14 protein-coding genes and 1 pseudogene are annotated in these 21267 nt (G+C 48.9%); 6 read left to right on the forward strand and 9 right to left on the reverse strand.

What is annotated here, in order from left to right:
* Window positions 1-680: 680 nt before the first annotated feature.
* From NXS99_RS07130 to NXS99_RS07140, 3 genes and pseudogenes are all read right to left on the reverse strand, one after another.
* Window positions 681-1097 carry a hypothetical protein gene (locus tag NXS99_RS07130; protein WP_259287973.1) on the reverse strand — a complete coding sequence of 139 codons (417 nt, stop codon included), beginning with the start codon at window positions 1095-1097 and terminating at the stop codon, window positions 681-683.
* A gap of 989 nt (window positions 1098-2086) precedes the next feature.
* Window positions 2087-2146, reverse strand: a pseudogene (locus tag NXS99_RS09195) (hypothetical protein); the annotation flags it as partial.
* Window positions 2147-4438: 2292 nt separating this feature from the next.
* On the reverse strand, window positions 4439-4708 hold the full coding sequence (locus NXS99_RS07140) for a hypothetical protein (RefSeq protein WP_259287975.1): 270 nt from the start codon (window positions 4706-4708) through the stop codon (window positions 4439-4441).
* A 675-nt stretch (window positions 4709-5383) separates the two neighbouring features.
* Between NXS99_RS07140 and NXS99_RS07145 the strand changes: the two genes are divergently transcribed.
* The 5 genes from NXS99_RS07145 to NXS99_RS07165 all read left to right on the forward strand — a co-directional run bounded on the left by NXS99_RS07145 (window position 5384) and on the right by NXS99_RS07165 (window position 13719).
* A complete protein-coding gene (locus tag NXS99_RS07145) occupies window positions 5384-5905 on the forward strand; it encodes a hypothetical protein (RefSeq protein ID WP_259287976.1) in 522 nt (173 codons plus the stop codon).
* Window positions 5906-6664: 759 nt separating this feature from the next.
* Window positions 6665-7528 carry a M48 family metallopeptidase gene (locus NXS99_RS07150; protein WP_259287977.1) on the forward strand — a complete coding sequence of 288 codons (864 nt, stop codon included), beginning with the start codon at window positions 6665-6667 and terminating at the stop codon, window positions 7526-7528.
* A gap of 1488 nt (window positions 7529-9016) precedes the next feature.
* Entirely contained in the window at window positions 9017-9157 is a 141-nt protein-coding gene (locus NXS99_RS07155; RefSeq protein ID WP_259287978.1) for a hypothetical protein, read from the forward strand.
* Between the two features lie 158 nt (window positions 9158-9315).
* Window positions 9316-9780 carry a MarR family winged helix-turn-helix transcriptional regulator gene (locus NXS99_RS07160; RefSeq protein WP_259287979.1) on the forward strand — a complete coding sequence of 155 codons (465 nt, stop codon included), beginning with the start codon at window positions 9316-9318 and terminating at the stop codon, window positions 9778-9780.
* A 96-nt stretch (window positions 9781-9876) separates the two neighbouring features.
* Window positions 9877-13719 (forward strand): Pls/PosA family non-ribosomal peptide synthetase, encoded by a 3843-nt coding sequence (locus NXS99_RS07165; RefSeq protein ID WP_259287980.1) that lies wholly within the window; start codon window positions 9877-9879, stop codon window positions 13717-13719.
* Window positions 13720-13818: 99 nt separating this feature from the next.
* Here the strand turns inward: NXS99_RS07165 and ppk2 are convergent, their stop codons facing one another.
* The 4 genes from ppk2 to groL form a co-directional block, all read right to left on the reverse strand.
* Window positions 13819-14715, reverse strand: coding sequence for a polyphosphate kinase 2 (ppk2, locus tag NXS99_RS07170; protein WP_259287981.1), 897 nt, complete (start codon window positions 14713-14715; stop codon window positions 13819-13821).
* 566 nt (window positions 14716-15281) lie between these two features.
* On the reverse strand, window positions 15282-15419 hold the full coding sequence (locus NXS99_RS07175) for a hypothetical protein (protein ID WP_259287982.1): 138 nt from the start codon (window positions 15417-15419) through the stop codon (window positions 15282-15284).
* A gap of 86 nt (window positions 15420-15505) precedes the next feature.
* A complete protein-coding gene (locus NXS99_RS07180) occupies window positions 15506-15733 on the reverse strand; it encodes a hypothetical protein (RefSeq protein ID WP_259287983.1) in 228 nt (75 codons plus the stop codon).
* Window positions 15734-16227: 494 nt separating this feature from the next.
* Complete coding sequence (gene groL / locus NXS99_RS07185; protein WP_259287984.1) at window positions 16228-17871, reverse strand: chaperonin GroEL; 1644 nt, start codon at window positions 17869-17871, stop codon at window positions 16228-16230.
* Between the two features lie 301 nt (window positions 17872-18172).
* Between groL and NXS99_RS07190 the strand changes: the two genes are divergently transcribed.
* Window positions 18173-19540: a dipeptidase gene (locus NXS99_RS07190; protein ID WP_259287985.1), complete on the forward strand. Its 1368-nt coding sequence runs from the start codon at window positions 18173-18175 to the stop codon at window positions 19538-19540.
* A 201-nt stretch (window positions 19541-19741) separates the two neighbouring features.
* Here the strand turns inward: NXS99_RS07190 and NXS99_RS07195 are convergent, their stop codons facing one another.
* Together NXS99_RS07195 and NXS99_RS07200 are read right to left on the reverse strand one after the other, a co-directional pair.
* On the reverse strand, window positions 19742-20131 hold the full coding sequence (locus NXS99_RS07195; RefSeq protein WP_259287986.1) for a hypothetical protein: 390 nt from the start codon (window positions 20129-20131) through the stop codon (window positions 19742-19744).
* Window positions 20131-21252 (reverse strand): glutamate--cysteine ligase, encoded by a 1122-nt coding sequence (locus NXS99_RS07200; protein WP_259287987.1) that lies wholly within the window; start codon window positions 21250-21252, stop codon window positions 20131-20133. Before NXS99_RS07200 ends, NXS99_RS07195 begins: the two co-directional genes overlap by 1 nt.
* Between the last annotated feature and the right edge of the window lie 15 nt (window positions 21253-21267).

Raw genomic sequence — 21267 nt, forward strand, 5'->3', positions numbered from 1 at the left:
AGGAAACCGTTGGTATATAGGTGGCATCCGGGTGGATTGTGGTTGAGCGCCTAAAGTTATTCCCAACAATCTGGTTGTATTTGGTTGTCTGGTTGGTGAATGCAACCGGTTGTCTGATGTAACTGGTTGAGAGGATTTTTGCTGCCATCATGTCGATGCACCAGAACTTTGTCATCGCCCCTTACTCGCAGCAGTTCATGGTTCAATCAGAAGTTTCGAGATGCATCGTGGTTAGTACTCTGTCGCAGTTACTGCCCTCTAGAGTTGCAACAATACCCGGGAGAAGTATGTACCTTTCGAAGGAACGTTACAAAGACAACGACTAACCTTTTGTTCCTGTATTGATGTGCAAGTTGTGCTGGTACCAGTATGTATAACAACTAATCAGAGCAAATCCAGCAGGTACTACTCACGACTCAAGAGAGACCCATGATTCATGACGGATGGATACGCCATATAGTGTTGAGTCAATCACGAATCTGGCAATACGCGAGGTAGTGGAAAAGTTACCGCAAATCTAAAAATGCCGGAGCGCTGAGTTTATTGTTGATGTACGCTCGTCACTACTCCATGCGAAGGGATGCAGTTCAACCTAAAGCAACACCAGTGACAACCGGGCTACCGAGGGTTTTAACAATGCTAGACCCTAAAAAATGAGCGACTGTTTGTGTAATCAATCCTCAGTTCCAAGCACGAATCCACTCTTTAATTGCAGTCACAAGTCCAGAAGATGTGTCTGCCGTTGGAACACCTAGTCCATTGATGACACCACATAATACAAACTCGCCGGAATCTCGTGTCATGAAGACAGATGCTTTTTCGACACCATGCGCTGTGTATTGTGATTGAAGCAAGATTTCATTCAAATTATGAGCACGCAGGTGAATACCTTTTATAGTTTCTTGAGACTCATCAGCAATGAGTTTTGTTTCATTCGCTTCAAACAAATCAGCATCATTCAGCTGAATGTACTTTGCAAAAAGAGTTTCTAGGTCATCAGCATGCTTTTGATCTTCTTCAGCAGACAATCCCGTATAACCATCGCAATGAGACTGCAACGCCAAAGCATTTATTACTGCCCGAGCAGGAATTTCCACAGCACTTACGGTGGATACTGCAGATAGAGGAAAAATAGCACTTAGCGCGACTGTGACATGTTGAAAAACGAGAGTTTTCCCATCCTTTTACCTGCATGTTCAATAATTCGGCTTGTATCGCCATCATCAGATCTATCCAGGCCTCAAGAAACCTACGACGGCTGGTAGCATACCCATACTCAAGCAAGCTTGTTTCCTCGGTTCGCACTGTGTGACAGGTTTTTGATGCGCGGTGCAAGCAGAGAAATGATAGGGAGTTTGTACGACTACGCTACGTGTCCGTTTACAACACGCTCCCCACGAACCTCGTCGTACTCTCTGAAATGGCCTCCGTATACCGTTTGCTCTTTTCTGCGCACAACGTTAAAGCACTCTCACACGTCTAACCCTACTAAAGGCTACTGACTTACCAAGAAATGCCACGGCTTGCTATCAGCTCGATACACAAAACATCTCTCCACGAAGACAAATATTCTTTGCTGGAAAGCTTTTCTTTCAAGCTAGACAGAGGTGAATCGGGATTCGGAATGATTATCTCCTTCAGGAACACTCCAGTGTTAGGAACAAGAAATTTCCACATCCATAACTGGAGTGCACAGGGTGTTGAGCAAACAACCACTTGCACCTCACCACATCGTAGAGATGTGGCAGCTCCTCGGACGAAAGCTTGGTACACGATCCGTGTAGTACGCGAAATCAGCGGAGATCATATTCTGAAAAGGTCTGTACCAAAGTTGAGCCGGTAGTGAGAAATCACTAGCACTCCAAAAGTTCGCGGGACTACACCTCTTGCGTTCGTAACCTTGCGGCGATACAAAGACCTTCATATCGAGAGATGATATGAAAAAGTGCTTCTGATATATGCTGCACATATATCAGAAGCACTTTGAACAACTAAATATTCTTAGCTCTCGGTATTCTGTTGTTCTTGATTTGGATCTTGGTCTACCGGTTTGTAGTCTGCAAACTCTGTGCTTACAAAACCTGGCTCAGACACGACTGGCTCTGCGAAATCTGGCTGAGCGAAATCTGGCTGAGCGAAATCTGGCTGAGCGAAATCTGGCTGAGCGAAATCTGGCTGAGTAAAACTCTGTTCCGGCACGACTGGCTCTGCAAAACCTGGCTGAGCAAAACTCTGTTCAGGCACACCCGGCTGCGCAAAACCTGGCTGAGCAAAACCTTGGTTAGGTACACCTGGATTCACAAAGCCCTGACCTGGATTCGCGAAACCTTGGTTTGGCACACCCGGCTGAGCAAAACCTGGCTGAGCAAAACCTTGGTTAGGTACACCTGGATTCACAAAGCCCTGACCTGGATTCGCGAAGCCCTGGTTTGGCACACCCGGCTGCGCAAAACCCGGCTGAGCAAAACCTGGCTGAGCAAAACCTTGGTTTGGCACACCTGGCTGATTTGCTGGCACTTGCTGCTGCAATGGCGTTTGTGTATGCATCGCCTGCTGTCCATGCATCGATTGAGGTCGATCATCAAAAACTCGATTTTGAAGTTCGCGAGCAAAATCCTTCAATTTCTTCTGATCAGACACTGATACAGCAATTTCTAGTGCTGTACCTTCCGAATTCTGAACTAAAAGAACAGATGAGTAGCCGGCTGCAAAAAGTGCTACCGCAATCAGGAAGAAGAAAAGTGGCACTACGATGGAATCTCCAAGCCCAATGCTATCCAGATTCATTGCAATTATAAGGGCAATAAATCCGAGCACTGCATTCACGAGTTCCAACTTATTCGTGGTATTCACTCCAACGATACTACGAATTGGCATACCAGCTTGATTTGGACTGGTTGGAACAACCCTCAAGACAGTATCCGTTGTGCTATACAAAAATCGCGTTGATGAGCACATAAGCTGAGTTGGCGCATACGGAATCAACAGAGAAGTTTGAAAATTCTCACGATATACATTTTGTTCGCCTGGAACCAGCTCAAAATCTGTAGGGTTTTGATTTTGTTGAGCCATAAGTAAATCTTTCAAGGATAGAAATAAATATACAGGACAAAATATAATATTAACATTACCTTCCTCTCAGATCAATCTATATTTTATTTGAAAATATTTACAATATTCAAAGATATATAACCATTCACTATTTCGCGTAGAAAACTTTCACTTCAAGATCATCCATTCCGATCACCGTAACGTTACGCCTTTCTGTAAGACACAAAAACGTCTTTCATGAACCGCATTTCATGACATCAGTCAATAAACATTGAATAAAATGAGTGGCATATTTACACGAACATCGCCAGCCAATACAAGCAGAAAAGCCAGCAGCAGCGAGTGGACATAAACCACTATGGGCGCAGAGCTCCGAAAGTATCCAATATTCAACACTGGTACTCCCAACATGGACTACACATAACAAACCGAAGTCACGTTTACAGCGACCAACAATCGTAGGCAAACATCAGGAACGGATACACGCGACCAGATACTCATCATGGTTTCTTGTTCTGAGATCCAGTTGGAACAAGAACGCGGAGGAACTAGGAATACCACAACAAACGGCTAGGTACTACAAGCAGCGCTTCAAAGGCTGATGACGTATAGCATGTTATGAAGAGTAGCTGCAGGAACTTTCTGGTGTTTTACTGACAGCCAGTACCCAAACTTTAGAACACAGATTGCAATGAGAAGCGGAGAAAATGATAGAGCAAACAAAGGACTGTAAGGAGCCATGTTTTCATGAGCATTAGTTTCGCTCATACTTTATTAAATAAATTTATTCGCTATGCATACGTATAACGAAGCAATGGTATCTTTAGCCATCTTTTCAAGTGCGATGGAAACCTTTACTTCCTTACTTCTCTATGCGCTCTTGAAAAGAGCAGTACCGTGAAGATACATCTCCGGGCGAAGCAATAATTCATTAATTGCTCATTTCCGAAACTTCTCTTTCCCTTTTGCTTTTGCAAATCCCATAACCCGTTATGTTGCATAGACGGTTGCCAATCCGCGTACAAACGTCACACCATATACGCTCGAAGATGCTTGCGGATCTGCTGCTATCAACCTTGAGAAGTTCGCGAAAAATTTCCCGAGGCTCGGTGAAAACTATCTGCTTAGCGTTGTTGTGACGGGCCTGTCGGGTTCATGAAGCACCAATTGCAGAGCCCGTTGCAATGCCTGCCGTAACGAGAAGCGCACGACGTGAGGGATGAGAAACGATCTTCTTTTCGTTGTACGTGAGCAGGAGCACGTTTCAAAAAGAACACGACGGGCAGTTTCGACGTGTATATACACGCAGACAGATCACGCAAAACTAAAACATCCTCGGTTTCGTTCCTAAGCGCGTACCTTGATTTCCATTACGTCATCGCTAGTATCACTGTTCTTTGAGATTCTGCACAGCTTCGTAAATGGTAGTTCTCGGATTATCCAGACGATACTGCCGAACTTCCTGCGGAGTGGGATTATCTGCAGCACTGTCCGCCTGCGTCTTCGGCGCAGGATCATCATACTTCCAGAACCAGAGGAAAAGCGTTGCTGCCAGTGCACACACTGAGGCATTAAGGAGCTCTCCAGCAAACCCGAATGATACAGCCGCAATAAATAATAGGAATCCGCCGCTTCGGATAAGTATCTTCTCCATCATTTCTCTCACATTCTCAGTAGGCACAGCGGGATTAGCCGAAGCATTCGTTGCGGATACTGTTACCACCAAAGTAACTCACAATAGTTGAGTAATGAGCTTTTGCCGCATGAGCTGAACAAACACTCCTTGTGTCATTCATAATAGTAGGCATGCAGTTACCAAAATGCAGTAAAGACAAAAATATTTCCATACAGCTATTTTTATAAAATTTCCTACCACAACATTAGGCACTTTCGGGTATTTTTACAGTTCGTTATGTTCCTAGTATTGATACCTCAATCAGAGTTAGAACGAGAGCCCGCGTGACGAACAGATAAAACCTTAGAAAAGTTTTGCACTTTTGAGCGAGGCACAATTATAAAATCAGCCACCGTCACGACAACCGCACATTGCTTGACGACGTCATCCTCTAACCTAAAATGAAACCACGAACCTGCAATGTACTAAAAGCGGTACGCCGTAGGCCGATGTCCAATACCAACGACAATCACGCTTGTGTCTGCCATCATTTCGGCAACAATGCAGCAGCCACCGACACACCAACACCACAATCTAAACTCATTAGCCGCAATTGCATTACTCCGATTGCGCAGATCAACCAATCTCGCTCCAAGCCCTCGGCACGCCCAACCATCCTTGTTATGTTTCACGGACAACCTCTTGAAAGCATGTCTCATGTCACTTACAGCACGAAATATCACACCATTGACACAGGCATGGGCGGTCCCGCAAATCAAGCATCAGCGACTGGCACTCGGTGAGATCACCCTCCTTTTCTGCGCCAACTACTGCTCAATCTCCAGATACACACTGTTTCAGGCAGGAGCTATCATGCAAACAGTCTCAAAAAAGCAAGCATTTCTAGCAACGCTATCTTACTTAGCAATCCACAGCGGATGCACCTTGTTGTCGACGTACAGGCAACAAGGAGACTATCTAGCAGTTGAAAACCTATTTATATGGCTCAGCTCTTTAACCGTCGGTCTGATCGGAATTATCTATTTGGTCGTGTTAAAAAATTTCCGCATCACTTTGCTGTACGCTGTTCCGACAATAGTCTTTGTCATCGCCACTTCTTTCATCACCGCGTCTTCAGTTTCACGAGTCCTCAACCTAATTTTGTTCTGCATATTACTGCTGGCCACCTGGTATCAACAGTCTCAGACTCAGAAACAACCTTTGAGTGAACGTGCCTAAATTGTGTGCGTGCCACCTTCACTCTTGCATAAACAACTCAACCTTAAAAACTCAAAACTAACCTGTTTGAAACCCATTGATTACCCTTGCCTAGTTTGAAGTCCCTTCACGCAATCTTACGTGTGACCATCTACCCGGTAACAACGCATTCACAGCAAATACAAGGTAACTTCGAGAACCAAGTCATAACCAGGCAAATCACCTGTCTCCTCGAACAAATTTCGCTCTTGACTGATTGCTACGGTACACACATCGTCCTCGCGGTCAGCGTTCAACCTGCACTGTGAAAACACAGAACACCCACGATGATCCGCCGCCATTATAGAGACTACAGGCCCTATTGACTTTGCTTATCGACGCTTTCTCCCGGTGGGCATACCTCAGAAGCACTCAATGACCAGCTAGATCGCACCGGATTGCAACAAAACGGCTAGAAGTTTTGCCTTAAACATATCCATCCAACGTTGCAAGAATCATGTTTCCCATGATAAAGTATTTATAAAATAGTACTTTTAATGCAGTAAGGATAAAAATCAAGAAGCACTCGTAGATTACCCGTTTAACATTTAGACGACAATCAACACGACAAAATAAGTTATTGCAGCATCATGTGCTCTTAAATGCATTCTCCGCCTTCTCGTGTATCACGACTGTAGACAATCATTTTTCGGAGCTATGGTTTTCGATTCTTAAATCGCTCCTTTGATGAGCGTATGCCGTTTTATTATCGTCACCATACAATTACTGAAAGAGATTATCATGACAAATCTTCCACAACAAACTCCTACAGCAGGACCAAGTATCAAAGAACTCCGTCACTGGGCCGAGATGCCATTTATTTGGCTTGGAATCATACTGACCGCAATTGCCGTAGCCAGTGTTTTCATTCTCTTGAGCGTTGGTGCTGAGCTTGACGAAGATGCCGCGCTGATCATGACGGCATTGCTCATCCCTATTTTCGCTGGTGTCGTTTTAGTGCGCCACATGTATTGGACCAAGATCACGAACAGCGTAGAGATGAACGAGCATCAATTTCCTGAAGCTTATAAAATCTACCTTGACGTAGCCACTCGCATGGGCTTCGGTGGAGAAGGTAACCCACCTGTTCCTCGTCTATACCTCGAAAATGGCATGGGCGGCATGAACGCTTTCGCTGCGAAGTGTAATTTTTCGGATAAATATGTGGTCATCACATCTGACTTGATGGATCTAGCCTACGCACACGGCGACTTCGACATCCTTGAATTCGTGTTCGCTCACGAACTCGGCCATGTGAAGTGCGGCCATGTCAATCTCTGGCGTTTGGCAGTCAATCCTGTAATGACCTTGGTGCGTCTTCAAGCTACAATGACCCGCGCCACCGAATACACTGCAGACCGTTGCGCAAGCTACTATGTGGAACCACATAAGGCGATGGGAATGATTGGACTTTATGCTGGTAAAAACATGTCGCACCGTGTCGACATCGATGAGTACTTTGCATCAATCGAAAACCATAAAGACAGCTGGTGGATCGTTGTAGCCAACTTCCTTGCCGATCACGCAGTCGGCTGGCGTCGCATGCAAACCCTGAAGCGCTGCATCGATGAAAAAACGTGGGACATCCACGGTAAAATGCTCTAAGCATTGGTGAGAATTGGAATGACGTTCTTAGCGCTCTCATCGTTCGCTCGAATTAACGTTATATATCGTTGATAGATTACTGCTTGTAAAATGAGCTCATCACGAATGCAAGTGCACCATTCCTAAAAATTACCCCTAGTACCATAAACTGCTCTCCATTCATTGGACTGAGAAATCAGATACCGAATAGTGGAGAGCAGTTTTGGATTGTCAGGGGTACATGAATGCCGACTATATGCCTATCTTCGGCAGTCGCAACGCCCCCCCCCTGAACGGGAGTGGAAGGACATTCAAGCGCGGTATGGCGGTCATAGTAGAAATAAGAAGTACCTGCTTATGTTGACAGGTGGGATTAGGTTGAGCGTTGACAGATTCGTTGAGACCGATGCTGGGATTGCTGAAGTGGCTGATGTCTTACGTGTACAACCTTTCATAAAGGATCGAGTTTTTGAAATATCTCATACCCAGATGTCTTTGCTTACAGCAGAGGACGACTTGATTCAGCTTTTTACGATTTGAAGTTTCGTGAGGATGAATACGAAACTTTTATCGTTATACCCGGAAAAGATGATCTACAGGCCAGAATATTTGAGGCCTTGAAAGTGTTGCCCTACAAGACGACGTTGTGCGGAGAGTATGACGACGACGTTGTTTTTATTCCAGATAATGTTCGGCCAGCACAAACTACCTAAACCTTCAGAGTTTAACCCCAGTATCCCTGTCGCGGGAACTGGGGTTTCCCATACCTACAAACAATGAAAGAGAATAAATCGTCGGTAATGCTGGCACAATGGCTGGTCAACACGATAAACACCTCGATCCTAGCTGCCTCATGTCATGCACAGACAATAGTTCCTAACGAGCAAACACCGCATAGGCTTTCGCAGCCACGACTTGCATCAATCTGTATTCACTTCGCAAGTCAGAGCGTCACGACATCGCCCAATCAAACTTCTTGTGCGTTTTCCTTTTATCACACCGTGCACCGAAAACCTGACGCACGGTACAGCTAAAGAAAACATCAAAATACTGTCGCAATTCATGCACTACACCTGTTCCAATCACCAGAGCAACGCCTTCGCATCAACAACCCGCACAATAACTCACATAAACCCACATTGCACTTCAAAATGTCCGATTCTGTTTGTTATTTTTGTACTTTTTATACGGTGCAGCGAGTATCACAGTGCCTATTTTTTGATAGCTACTTCACTTTTTACTACATATCGATGGAATATCATACACATTTTATGCAAGTGAACTGGCAATATATTAAAAACACAACCGATATCAAGCATAGTATTCAAACTAGGTTCAAGTGTACACAACTGATGTCCGATGTCTTCCGATTGTGGTTTGCTTTTCTGTTGGAACAGGCGCACCATTGTATTCATAGCGCACACCAGCGCCCCGCAGGATCAAGTTCAAAAATGTTTTTAAGAACCTGCGGACAGAACAGAATGTATTAAACAGAAAGAGTTACAGATCATGATCAACCGCAACGGCTTCTTCGCTTCCTTGGTTGCAGGTCTTCCTTTCGTCGTAACTGACTCCGAAGATCACGAGACCAACAACCACGCACAGGTTGCATTCGCATCCTCTGCTGCATCTATCCAGACCATGTTCTAATAGCTGCACCGTAGTAGCCCTCCATCAGACACCTGATGCGAGGGTTTTCTTTTTCCCCATTTTCTCCCGACTTCCGCCAATTGTGACACCTACCGTGGCCAATGGCTCATTTGACAATAGTTTCCCATCATTGGGCATACCCCACTAAGATAGGCACTATGGCACTTTTTGAAATCCCGACGGCTTTGCTGGAGTCACCGTCGTTCCAGCTCGAACGACTGCGCCGACGCACCCGTGATGCAGTTGAAGCACAGCTGAGCCAGAAAAAAGTGTCGCTCCGTGAATACTGGGTACTGTCTTGCCTGATGAATACCGACGCCACCAGCCAGACCGCATTATGCGAACTGCTTGCCGTCGATGCCTCTGATATGGTCCGACTCATCGATTCCTTGGAAAAGAAAAACTGGGTCAAACGCGAACGAGATCCAAAAGATCGGCGTCGTCAAATTGTGCGCGCCACGAAAAAAGGCCACAAGGCTCAGGCTGAGCTTGCCAGCTTAGTCAGTGAAGCCGAGCATTCCGCGCTCTACGAATCCACGCACAAACAGCTCAAACACCTACGTAAATTAGCAGACGCAATTTTCGACGCAGAACTCGACGCCCAACGCGAATCCGAAGCCTAATACTTTCGGCGCAGCACGTGATTCACGTCCAAGGAATATTCAAACCTTCGCTACACTCAAGTTCATTACCTGTTCACAACGCGTGTGTCGAAAGCTATGAGTATCCCCACAATTTTCCCGCAATATTTGCGTAGCGACGAAGCCAGTCCACCAAGTTCCTTAATAGAGTGTTTTCAGGCAACCGTGCATGCCTACCCTGATGCCGCCGCCCTCGACGATGGCACCATCATCACTTATCAAGAGCTCTGGACGGCCATGCAAGACTATGCCGCCAACTTGCACGCCTTAGGCATTCGCCGGGGCGATCGGATTGGGGTCCGCCTTGCCTCTGGTTCGAATGAGTTGTATACCGCCATCTTAGGAATCTTGTACGCCGGTGCAGCGTATGTGCCTGTGGATGCCGATGATCCTGAAGAACGCGCCACGATAGTATTCGAACAGGCAGATGTGAATGCCATTATTACCAACAGTGGCATCACGCTCGTACACACAACAGTTGATGGGGATACCGCGCTACCTACACCTGATGACGATGCATGGATTATTTTTACGTCTGGTTCAACTGGTCTTCCGAAAGGTGTTGCGGTTACTCATCGCAGCGCAGCGGCGTTTGTTGCCGCTGAAGCACAATTATTTTGCCAATCCCAACCCCTGGGCCCCGATGATCGCGTATTAGCAGGATTATCCGTTGCATTCGACGCAAGCTGTGAAGAAATGTGGCTAGCCTGGGCGCATGGCGGCTGTTTAGTGCCTGCACCACGCGCATTAGTACGCAGTGGCATGGATCTTGGCCCGTGGCTGATTCGACGCGCAATTACTGTAATTTCGACAGTCCCAACGCTGGCTGGTTTGTGGCCAGCAGAAGCCCTCGATCAGGTTCGACTCCTCATCTTCGGCGGAGAAGCCTGCCCACCAGAGCTAGTTACCAAACTTGCAACCAAGGATCGAGAAGTATGGAACACCTATGGGCCAACTGAGGCAACCGTCGTCGCCTGTGCTGCACGGTTATACCCAAACCAAGAAGTTTCAATTGGATTACCACTTGCCGGATGGGATTTAGCAGTCGTTGATGCATCCGGCCAACCTGTTGCATACGGGCAGGCAGGTGAGCTCATTATTGGCGGCGTAGGCTTAGCGCGATATTTAGATCCAATAAAAGATCAGCAACGCTACGCTGCTTTACCTGCTTTAGGGTGGCAGCGCGCCTACCGCACCGGCGATCACGTTCGCCTAGAGCCAGATGGTTTGTATTTTCAAGGCCGACTCGACGATCAAGTCAAAATCGGTGGTCGCCGCATTGAGTTAGGCGAAGTCGAAAGCTATTTACAGCAACTCGATGGAATTGCCACCGCAACTGTGGTGGTGCAAAATCAGCACGCCAACCCTACCCTCGTGGCATATCTTACGCTGCAAGCATCAGCAATCTTTGATCATCACAGCATTGTGGCACAGCTTCGTACACAACTTCCTGCGGCCTTAATACCACAGCTGCATGTCATGGACTCACTCCCTGTGACCACCGCTGGCAAAGTAAATAAACGAGCACTGCCTTGGCCACTTCCCACACACGAACTTGATACCTCACGTTTGACAAGCACCGAAGCCTGGCTGGCAACAATTTGGGCACAACACCTCGGTGTACCACCAAACAATTCCGATGATGATTTCTTTGCCTTAGGCGGAACCTCATTAGCTGCAGCACTGGTTGTTGGCGATATTCGCCAGCGCTATCCACATCTGAGTGTGCGCGAACTCTACGATCATCCACGCCTTGCCACTCTTGCAGCACATCTTGAAGCCACGGAACCTGCGCCAGCTACCAACACGCGCGTGGTTGCACCCGTACCGCTGCGAACTCGCATCCTCCAATTTCTGCTCCAACCAGTGTTCATGGCTCTACGCGGCACAATCTGGTTGACATGGCTTTTACTTGGGCTCAACCTCGCAAACCTGGCTGGCGTCAATTTCGCATGGCATACATCCTGGTACACGCTCGGAATCTTAAGTTTGCTCTTCTTAACTCCACCAGGGCGCTTATGGTTTGGCGGCGTGCTCGTGCGCACAATTATGTGGAAGATTTCACCTGGCCGGTATCCGCGCGGTGGCAGTGTGCATCTTCGCCTCTGGGCTGCCGAACGGCTCTCGGATCTTTCAGGTGTACGAGGATTAACCGGATCGGTATGGGTGAATTATTATGCCCGCATCTTAGGTGTCCAGATTGGCCAACATGTGCACTTACACACCTTGCCGCCGGTCACGGGACTGCTTAATATTGGGGATTTTGCCGCCATTGAACCTGAAGTTGATCTCAGTGGGCACTGGCTCGATGGCGATGAACTGGTTATTGGCAGCATCAGCATTGGTGCCGATGCGCGAATTGGGACGCGCAGCATCATTGGTCCAGACTGCACAATTGGTGAATTAGCCCATATTGAAGCAGGTTCTGCCCTTCGTGCCGGCACAACCGTTCCCGCGTATAAACGTTTTTCCGGATCTCCTGCCCATAAAACAGGGCGCGCGCATCATCGCTTCCCATCCGAACATGCACCGCATGGAAAAATATGGGTGCCAATTTTTGGCCTCAGTGCCATGCTGCTCGCCGCTCTGCCACTGATTGCCATAACAGCAGGAGGCAGTGCCATAATCGCCATCCAACAATACGCGTTTCGCACAGATACAATGGCCCTTGTCTGGCTCAGCCCGCTAGGAGCGCTCATTGGCTATGCCGTAATGCTGCTTGCAATCTGGTGTGGGGTTCGCATCTGCAGCTTCAAACTTCGCCCAGGTGTTTTCCCGGTACGCAGTCGCGCCGGCTGGCAAATCTGGTGTACCACCCGCCTAATGGACGAAGCGCGTACCTGGTTATTCCCACTGTATGCCGCAACGCTTACCCCACTGTGGCTGCGCAGTCTCGGGGCCACCATTGGGCGCAACGTGGAAATTTCCACCGCACTACTCATTCCATGCCTCACCACTATTAAGGAAGGCGCCTTCCTTGCCGACGACACCCTCATTGGCGGCTATGAACTCGGCGGTGGTTGGATCCGGGTGGAGCACAGCGTCGTCGGCAAGCGAAGTTTCTTAGGCAACTCCAGCATATTGGGATCTGCCAGGAAACTCGCCAAACATTCCTTAATAGCAGTGTTGTCTGCTACACCAAAGAAAACCAAGCCACATAGCAACTGGTGGGGATCGCCGCCAGAACGCATGCGCCGAATTGTGCACGCCGAAGATACAACAACATCATTGCGTTATGAGCCACCTCTGCAGCGCAAACTTGCCCGCGCGTTGATAGAAAGCCTGAGACTTTTCGCGCCGATGACCGCAGCACTGTTGCTTACCGTTGTGTGTATTGCCATGTCGGTTCTTGTTCACACTGTAGGTATTTTGCTAACAGCACTGCTGAGCGGTGTGCTGTTGCTGCTGGCTGGATGGATTGCTGCAGGTATCACGGTCGCGGTGAAATGGCTGTGCGTGCAACGTCATCGCGGCGCTGAACACCCGCTGTGGAGCTGGTTCGTATGGCTGAATGAATTACAAGATACCTTCATTGAAGTCCTCGCTGCACCCTGGTTGTTCCAGCACGCGCTTGGCACCGGCAGCATCAACTTCGTCTTACGGCTACTCGGCGCCGAAATTGGCAAAGGCGCGTGGATTGAATCGTATTGGCTGCCGGAAACCGATCTGTGCCATATTGGCGCAGGCGCCAGCGTCGGGCCTGGCACGGTGGTACAAACGCATCTATTCCACGACCGAATTATGAGTTTGGATCATGTTTGGCTTGACGACGGTGCCACCTTAGGCGCACATTCAGTACTCTTGCCAGCAGCCCGGCTGGGTGCAGGCAGTGTGATTGAGCCTGGTTCACTTGTGATGCGTGGTGATACTGTGCCGGCTGGCTCGAGGTGGCAAGGCAATCCTATTGAGATTGTCAGCTAGCTAATCAAACCACCCTATGCGCATCAACCTTGGTGCATAGGGTGGTTTGGGTGGTTCTGTAGCATGCGGCGTGATGGTCGCAGATGCCGAGGTGTTTGACTAGTCGCCGATTTGGTCGCGACCGCGCATCACAATTAATGGATCTGGTACGCCAACAACATCATGGTCTTTGTTGGTGTATTCGAATTTGCTCAAAATATAACGTATAGCGTTCAAACGAGCACGCTTTTTGTCATTCGAGCGAATTGTGATCCACGGCGACTCATCCGTATCTGTATACCGGAACTGTTCTTCCTTTGCGCGGGTGTAATCGTCCCAACGATCAAGAGAGGCGAGATCCATTGGGGAAAGTTTCCACTGACGCACGGGATCGACTTGGCGGATGGCGAAACGGGTGCGTTGCTCTTTTTGGCTAACTGAGAACCAGAACTTGGTTAACGAAATGCCAGAGCCGAGAATCATGTTTTCGAGCATTGGGACTTCGCGGAGGAACTCAGCATGTTGCGATTCGGTGCAGAAACCCATCACGCGTTCGACGCCAGAGCGGTTGTACCAAGAGCGGTCGAAGAAGACGATCTCGCCGGCGGCTGGAAAATGCTCGATATAACGCTGGAAATACCAGGAGGTAGATTCTCTTGGGGAAGGCTTTTCCAAGGCTACAGTGCGCGCACCACGCGGATTCAGGTGCTCATTAAAGCGTTTGATGGTGCCACCTTTACCGGCGGCATCGCGACCTTCAAACAAGATGATGTGCCGTTGGCCGGTATCCTTTGTCCAGTTTTGCCACTTCAGCAGCTCGATTTGGAGGGCACGCTTAGTATGCTCATATTCATCACGAGTTAAACGCTCATCATACGGGTAGTTTTCACGCCACGTATTGATCGGCGTTCCATCAGGAGCCAGCAACACTGGATCATCTTCATCAGTATCGTCGACGATATAACCCTCGGTTGCGGCGAGGTCGATGACGGGCAAGTCATTGTCTGAATCAGCCATATATCTAGCTTACTCCTCGAGTGAAAGTTCCGCTGAAGAAGAACCAGACATTTTTACCATTTCCCCCCTAGGATTATCCCCCAACTCGCACGTCGCAACGATTCTCTCAGCTACGACCACGGAAAACCCACATTACTGTGGTATTTCTAACACAGCTTTCTACTGTCGATTGTTGTCCGAATTCTATTCACATCCCATGTTTAAACAGACCACGGAGAGCTCTTTTATTGCAGCATACGACGACGAATCATGTTCACCAGAGATGGTACGAAACCGGATGTCGAACAGTAGGACTCACTTACTGCAAAAGTTTCGTATTCACTTGCCGGGTGGTAATGAACCCTCAGCAAGAAAGCAGCAGAATGCTGATTGTTCTTCGTGCTAGAAATCAATACTGGCATCAATATTTCAAATGATCGCGCTGCTTGCGATTAGGTGAGCAACGATCTGAAATGCACTGCAGATAAAACCTAGTGTTTCTATTTTGATTGACCAACGGCTTCTGTGCATAGAAAAAGCGGCTTCCGAAGAAGCCGCTTTTATAAAACTTCAATCAAAACAGTTGATTACTTAACTGCCTTGTAGAGCTCAACGAAATGCTTAACCAAGTCGAAGACCTTCTTCAGGCTGGTGAACAGTGCACCGAAAAGACCCTTGGAAGAAAGTGCGTCCCAGGTCTCCAAACCCTTGCTGAACTTATCCATTATTTTCTCCTTATAAATAGAGCACACAATCAACAAGATTGTGTAAAAAAATTACAAAACTAAAGTTGTACTTCAGTTAAAAGAAATTACTTGGTGCCTGCAGCGTCTGCAGCTTGCTTAGCAGCGTCTGCAGCTGGCTTAGCATCCTCTGCAGCCTTGAACAGAGCAGCGGTAGCCTTCCAGTTCTCTGGAGCTTCAGTTACGAACTTAGAAATGTTCACGAACAGCTTTGGGGTGTCGCCGAAGATAGCGAGAACTGCCTTGAAAATCTTTTGAGCCTTGTCCAGCTGCTCTACCAATACGGAAAGATCCATTGTGTACTCCTTGAAAGAGGTTGCCAGCGTTTGCTGGCACAATTGATATGTGCCGACCCCCAAAACTCTGGGCGTCTCTGGTTACCTATTCTGCCACAGCTTCGCGATCCGTCAAGTCAGTTTGTCTAGCCATTCTTCACGCATCACTGCAACTCGTACCAAATTCGAGAAAAATTCGAAACTACAATTTACCTGCACTTTTGTTTTCGCACGTCAGGACAATAGAGAATAATTTCTACCATTTTGTAACGAACTTTTTCCCAGATCCGATATGACATTTTTCTCATTCTGCAGCATAAAAAAATATCAACACTTCTGAAAAATTAACCAATTTCGGGGGTAATTTTCGACACAGCAGTCTCAAATGCTTCAATTTTTTCACATCAGTTTCACACAGTTTTTCAAGCGACACGCCATAAGTTTTGCAAAAGAAAAAGGCCTTAAGGGGCGCGTCGCAAAGCAACGCATCCTTAAGGCCTTGGAGTGAAAAGGGGTTAGAAGCCCATGCCGCCCATCTCGTCAGCACCTGGCATTGCCGCTGGCGCAGCTGGTTCTGGCTTATCAGCCACAACTGCCTCAGTGGTCAAGAACAGAGCCGCAATAGAAGCCGCATTCTGCAGTGCAGAGCGGGTTACCTTCACAGGGTCGTTAATGCCTGCAGCCATCAAATCAACGTACTCGCCGGTTGCAGCATTTAAGCCCTGGCCAGCTGGCAGGTGAGAAACCTTATCAGCAACCACACCTGGCTCCATGCCTGCGTTGTAGGCGATTTGCTTCAGTGGTGCAGACAATGCCTCGCGAACGATCTTCACGCCGGTTGCCTCATCGCCAACCAGGTCGAGATCAGCATCAAGCACGTGAGCTGCCTGGAGCAACGCAACACCGCCGCCGGCAACAATGCCTTCTTCAACAGCAGCCTTTGCGTTACGCACAGCGTCTTCAATGCGGTGCTTGCGCTCCTTGAGCTCAACCTCGGTCGCTGCGCCAACCTTGATCACTGCCACGCCGCCGGCAAGCTTTGCCAGACGCTCTTGCAGCTTCTCACGGTCGTACTCGGAATCGGAGTTTTCCATTTCGGTGCGGATCTGGTTCACGCGACCCTGAATCTGGTCTGCAGAGCCGAGGCCTTCCACGATGGTGGTGTCATCCTTGGTCACAACTACCTTGCGTGCTCGACCCAGCAATGGCAGATCAGCGGTCTCCAGACGCAGGCCAACTTCTTCAGCGATAACCTGGCCACCGGTCAAGATAGCCATATCCTGCAGATTTGCTTTACGACGATCGCCGAAACCTGGAGCCTTGACAGCTACGGACTTGAAGGTACCGCGAATCTTGTTCACAACCAGGGTGGACAGTGCTTCGCCTTCTACGTCTTCTGCAATGATCAGCAGTGGCTTGCCGGTCTGCATGACCTTCTCCAGCAATGGGAGAACGTCTTTAATATTGGAAATCTTGCCGGAAACCAGCAAAATATATGGGTCTTCAAGCACTGCCTCAAGACGTTCCATATCGGTTGCGAAGTAACCCGAAATGTAGCCCTTATCAAAGCGCATACCTTCGGTAACTTCCAGCTCCACACCGAAGGTGTTGGACTCTTCAACGGTAATAACAGATTCCTTATTCAGCTTGCCGCCACCAACTGCGTACATAGCCTTTGCGATCTGTGCACCGATTGCAGGATCAGCTGCAGAAATACCAGCGGTTGCAGCAATTTCTTCTTCGGTTTCAACTTCCTTGGCAGTTTCAAGCAACTTGGCGGTTACTGCTGCCACAGCCTGCTCGATACCGCGCTTGATACCCATTGGGTTCGAGCCTGCAGCAACATTGCGCAAACCTTCGCGAACCAGTGCCTGTGCCAGCACAGTTGCCGTGGTAGTACCGTCGCCAGCAACGTCGTCAGTCTTCTTCGCGACTTCCTTGACGAGCTCAGCGCCGATCTTCTCATAAGGATCTTCCAGCTCAATCTCACGAGCAATGGAGACACCATCGTTAGTAATGGTAGGCGCACCCCAGCTCTTCTCTAAAACAACGTTACGACCCTTTGGCCCCAACGTCACCTTTACAGCATCTGCCAAAGTGTTAAGGCCACGCTCAAGACCGCGGCGTGCTTCCTCATCAAAAGCAATAATCTTTGCCATGAGTGTTCTCCTTTTAAATCGTGTCTTCGATCATCGACTGGTGCACCATAAAATGTACACACTTCTTTCATCATTCGTGGGTTTGGCACTCATGAAGCCCCAAGGTTTCCCACGTACCTTTGTTCTATCAGGAATTCTTGACTCCTAGCAAAAATATTCGCTGTGAGCGTTCAAAACCCGCCAGCATCGCTTTTCGACGCAGCCAGGCATCAAATATCGTCCGAATACAAAGATCTGCAGGTTATACCAAGTGATACTTCAAGGGTTTTGCTGTAATTCTCATTCGCTTATGCTGATACCTATGACTATTGCCGAAATTACCGCAAAAGTGCGCCCACTGATTGAGGCGCAACATAAGCAAATCTTTCAAGATTTACAAGAACTTACCTCCTTCCATTCGGTGCATAGCGCCCCTGAGCTGCGCGATGATCACGCCGGTGCAGCAGCGTGGATCCGCGCTTCACTGGAATCGGTTGGCTTAACAGTCACTGCATACAAGGAAGAAACCGGCTCTCCTGCGTTCCTCGGTGTGAAGGCACCAGTTGGCGATGCAAAAACTGTGTTGCTCTACTGCCACTATGATGTGGTGCCAGCAGGCGATCCAGCTTTGTGGCTGTCTGACCCAACCACACTCACCGAGCGTGACGGCCGCTGGTACGCTCGCGGCGCTGCCGATTGCAAGGGCAATGTTGTCATGCACCTTGCTGCCTTGCGCGCCATCAATGAACTTGGCGGCACCGATTTAGGGTTGAAAGTTTTAGTTGAAGGTTCTGAAGAACAAGGTGGTGCCGAACTTTCTGCCCTCTTAGCAGAGCAACCTGAGCTTTTCGACGCCGACGTGATCCTCATTGCAGATACTGGTAATGCCGCTGTTGGCGAACCAACGCTGACCACCACATTACGTGGTGGAGCGCAGATTGATCTGCGCGTCGATACGCTCGCTACACCTGTACATTCAGGTTCCTTCGGTGGTGCAGCACCAGATGCCGCTGCTGCTTTGATTCGTCTGATTGATTCTTACCGCGATGAGTTTGGCCGCACCGTTATTGATGGCATTGATAACACCGTGAAGTGGGAAGGTGCCAGCTATGATCGCGAGGCCTTCCGAAAAGATGCCGGCATGTTAGAAGGTACCCAAATTATGGGTACCGACGATGACGATCCAGCCGATATGGTGTGGGCGCGTGCAGCGCTTTCGGTAACAGGTTTTACTTCTACCCCTGTCGCGCATGCTGTGAATGCTGTTCCGGCGACTGCTGCAGCGCGTTTGAACTTGCGTGTGCCACCGGGAATGGATGCTCAAGAGGTTGCAGATGCAGTTGTCGCACATGCGCATGCGCATGCACCTTGGGGTGTGAAAGTTGTTGCTGAGATTCACGATGTGAATCAGCCATTCGCAGGTTCCTTGGAAGGTCCTGCAGTAAAGGAGTTTTCACAATGCTTGCGTGCGGCATATGAGAATAAGCCGCTGACGGTCGTTGGCGCTGGCGGATCGATTCCACTGTGCACTGAATTGATGGAGATTTCGCCACATGCCGAGCTGACCCTATTCGGCGTAGAGGAGCCACAGTGCACCATTCATTCGCCAAATGAGTCGGTTGATCCACGTGAGATTCGCGATATTGCAATTGCTGAAGCAACGTTCTTGCTCAGCTACACCGGTGCATAATTACGCGTTGTTCGTGTAAGAACGATGAGGTTGGAAGAGTGTTCTTCCAACCTCATCTTTTTGGTAAGGCGCTGTGGGGTGCTGCTTGCGGAACACGAACCCGGCGCGGCGCTGTCTGTGGGCTGCGGACCCGGCGCGGCATTGCGAACTTGTGGGGTGCGGTGCTGGGCTGCGTCGCAAAGCGAGGTGCGCGAGGTGCCCTTAAAGATATTGCAGCAGCTCGTGCGCAAGCGCTGCCTCATCATCGATGCGAGTGACTGGAATATCGGTCGGGATCAGGGACTTTTCCGGGAAAATGGCCTCTGGTAATTCCAGTGCTTCGTCGGGATAGTAGACAGCGAGAATGTGCTGAATGCGCTGTGGCTGGCGCTTGGCCACAATTTGGCCAATAAAACCGCCCGTGCCGCGGCCAATGATGACAATATTGGAACGCAACTCGTGCTTATCTAACCACTGCTCGAAGGCTGCGGCTTGTTGTGTGAGTGTGCCTTTGGCGGGAAAGATTTTCATGCCTCGGAACTCTTGGACGAGATCGACAAACACGTCGGGGAATTCGCCCATATGTGGGATCGCCACGAGTTGAGAGGTCATTATTGCCATCCTTGTTCAAGTTCTGCGATTGTGGCGTCCACTGCTGGGTACCACGAACCGTGCTGTTCAAATAGTGCGCGCTGTCGCTGATATCCAGCGCCAGTTGCAATAATTTCCTTAATATAGTTCAGCTCGGTTGTGCATTCTAATTCCTGCGCAATCGGCAGCAATGTTTCCACCCACAGCAACAAATCATCGGTGACGAGTCGCTCGTTGGTTTCGCGATCAACAATAATGATCGCGTCCATGCCATAGCGGGCTGCGCGCCACTTGTTTTCCGAAACGTGCCACGGCTGCAAGCTCGGCAGTTCTTGACCGGCAGCAAGCAGACGGTCGTAATAGACAACCAGGCAATGGGTTAAGGCCACGGCGGCGGCTAATTCTTGAATATTGGCGGTGGAATCGCACACGCGTACTTCGATCGTGCCCCACTTGCCAGCTGGTCGAATATCAAAGTGCATGGAACCGGTGTGGTTAATCACGCCCGATTTTTGCTGGTCATCCATAAAGGATTCCCATTCTTCCCAGCTTTGAAATTGATATGGTAAACCGGCGGTCGGTAATTGTTGATACAGCATCGTGCGGTTGGACGCATAGCCAGTATCAATGCCATCCCAGCCAGGGCTGGAAGCGGTTAAGGCTAACAGATGCGGATAGTTGGTGAGCAGGGCATTAATAATTGGCCAGACGCGATGTTTATCAGAGATACCAACGTGGGTATGAATGCCCCAAATGAGCATCTGATTTCCCCAATAGCGAGTGCGCGCAATGATTTCGTCGTAATGCCCTTTTGCGCTGGTTGGTTGGGTGCGCACATCAGAAAATGGGTGCGACCCCGAACCCCATAATTTCAGATTCAATGAACCTGCTGCTTGTTGCACCGCCGTTAATGCTTTGCGCAGTTCTGCCACTGCTTGCGGCACGGTGTCACATACTGGGGTGACAATTTCGACGGTGTTGGCAAGAAATTCACGCTCTAAGTGAATATCTGGCTGTGCAGACGTTGCCAGCGCAATAACATCTGCGGCACGTGAGGTTAAATCGCGCGTGATCGGGTCGATCAGTGCGAGCTCCCATTCAACGCCGAGCGTCGGCTTGGCTGATGCGTGAAATTCTTGCATACCAGTAGGTTCCAT

It is taken from the genome of Corynebacterium sp. HS2168-gen11 (assembly GCF_024834075.1).
GTDB lineage: Bacteria > Actinomycetota > Actinomycetes > Mycobacteriales > Mycobacteriaceae > Corynebacterium.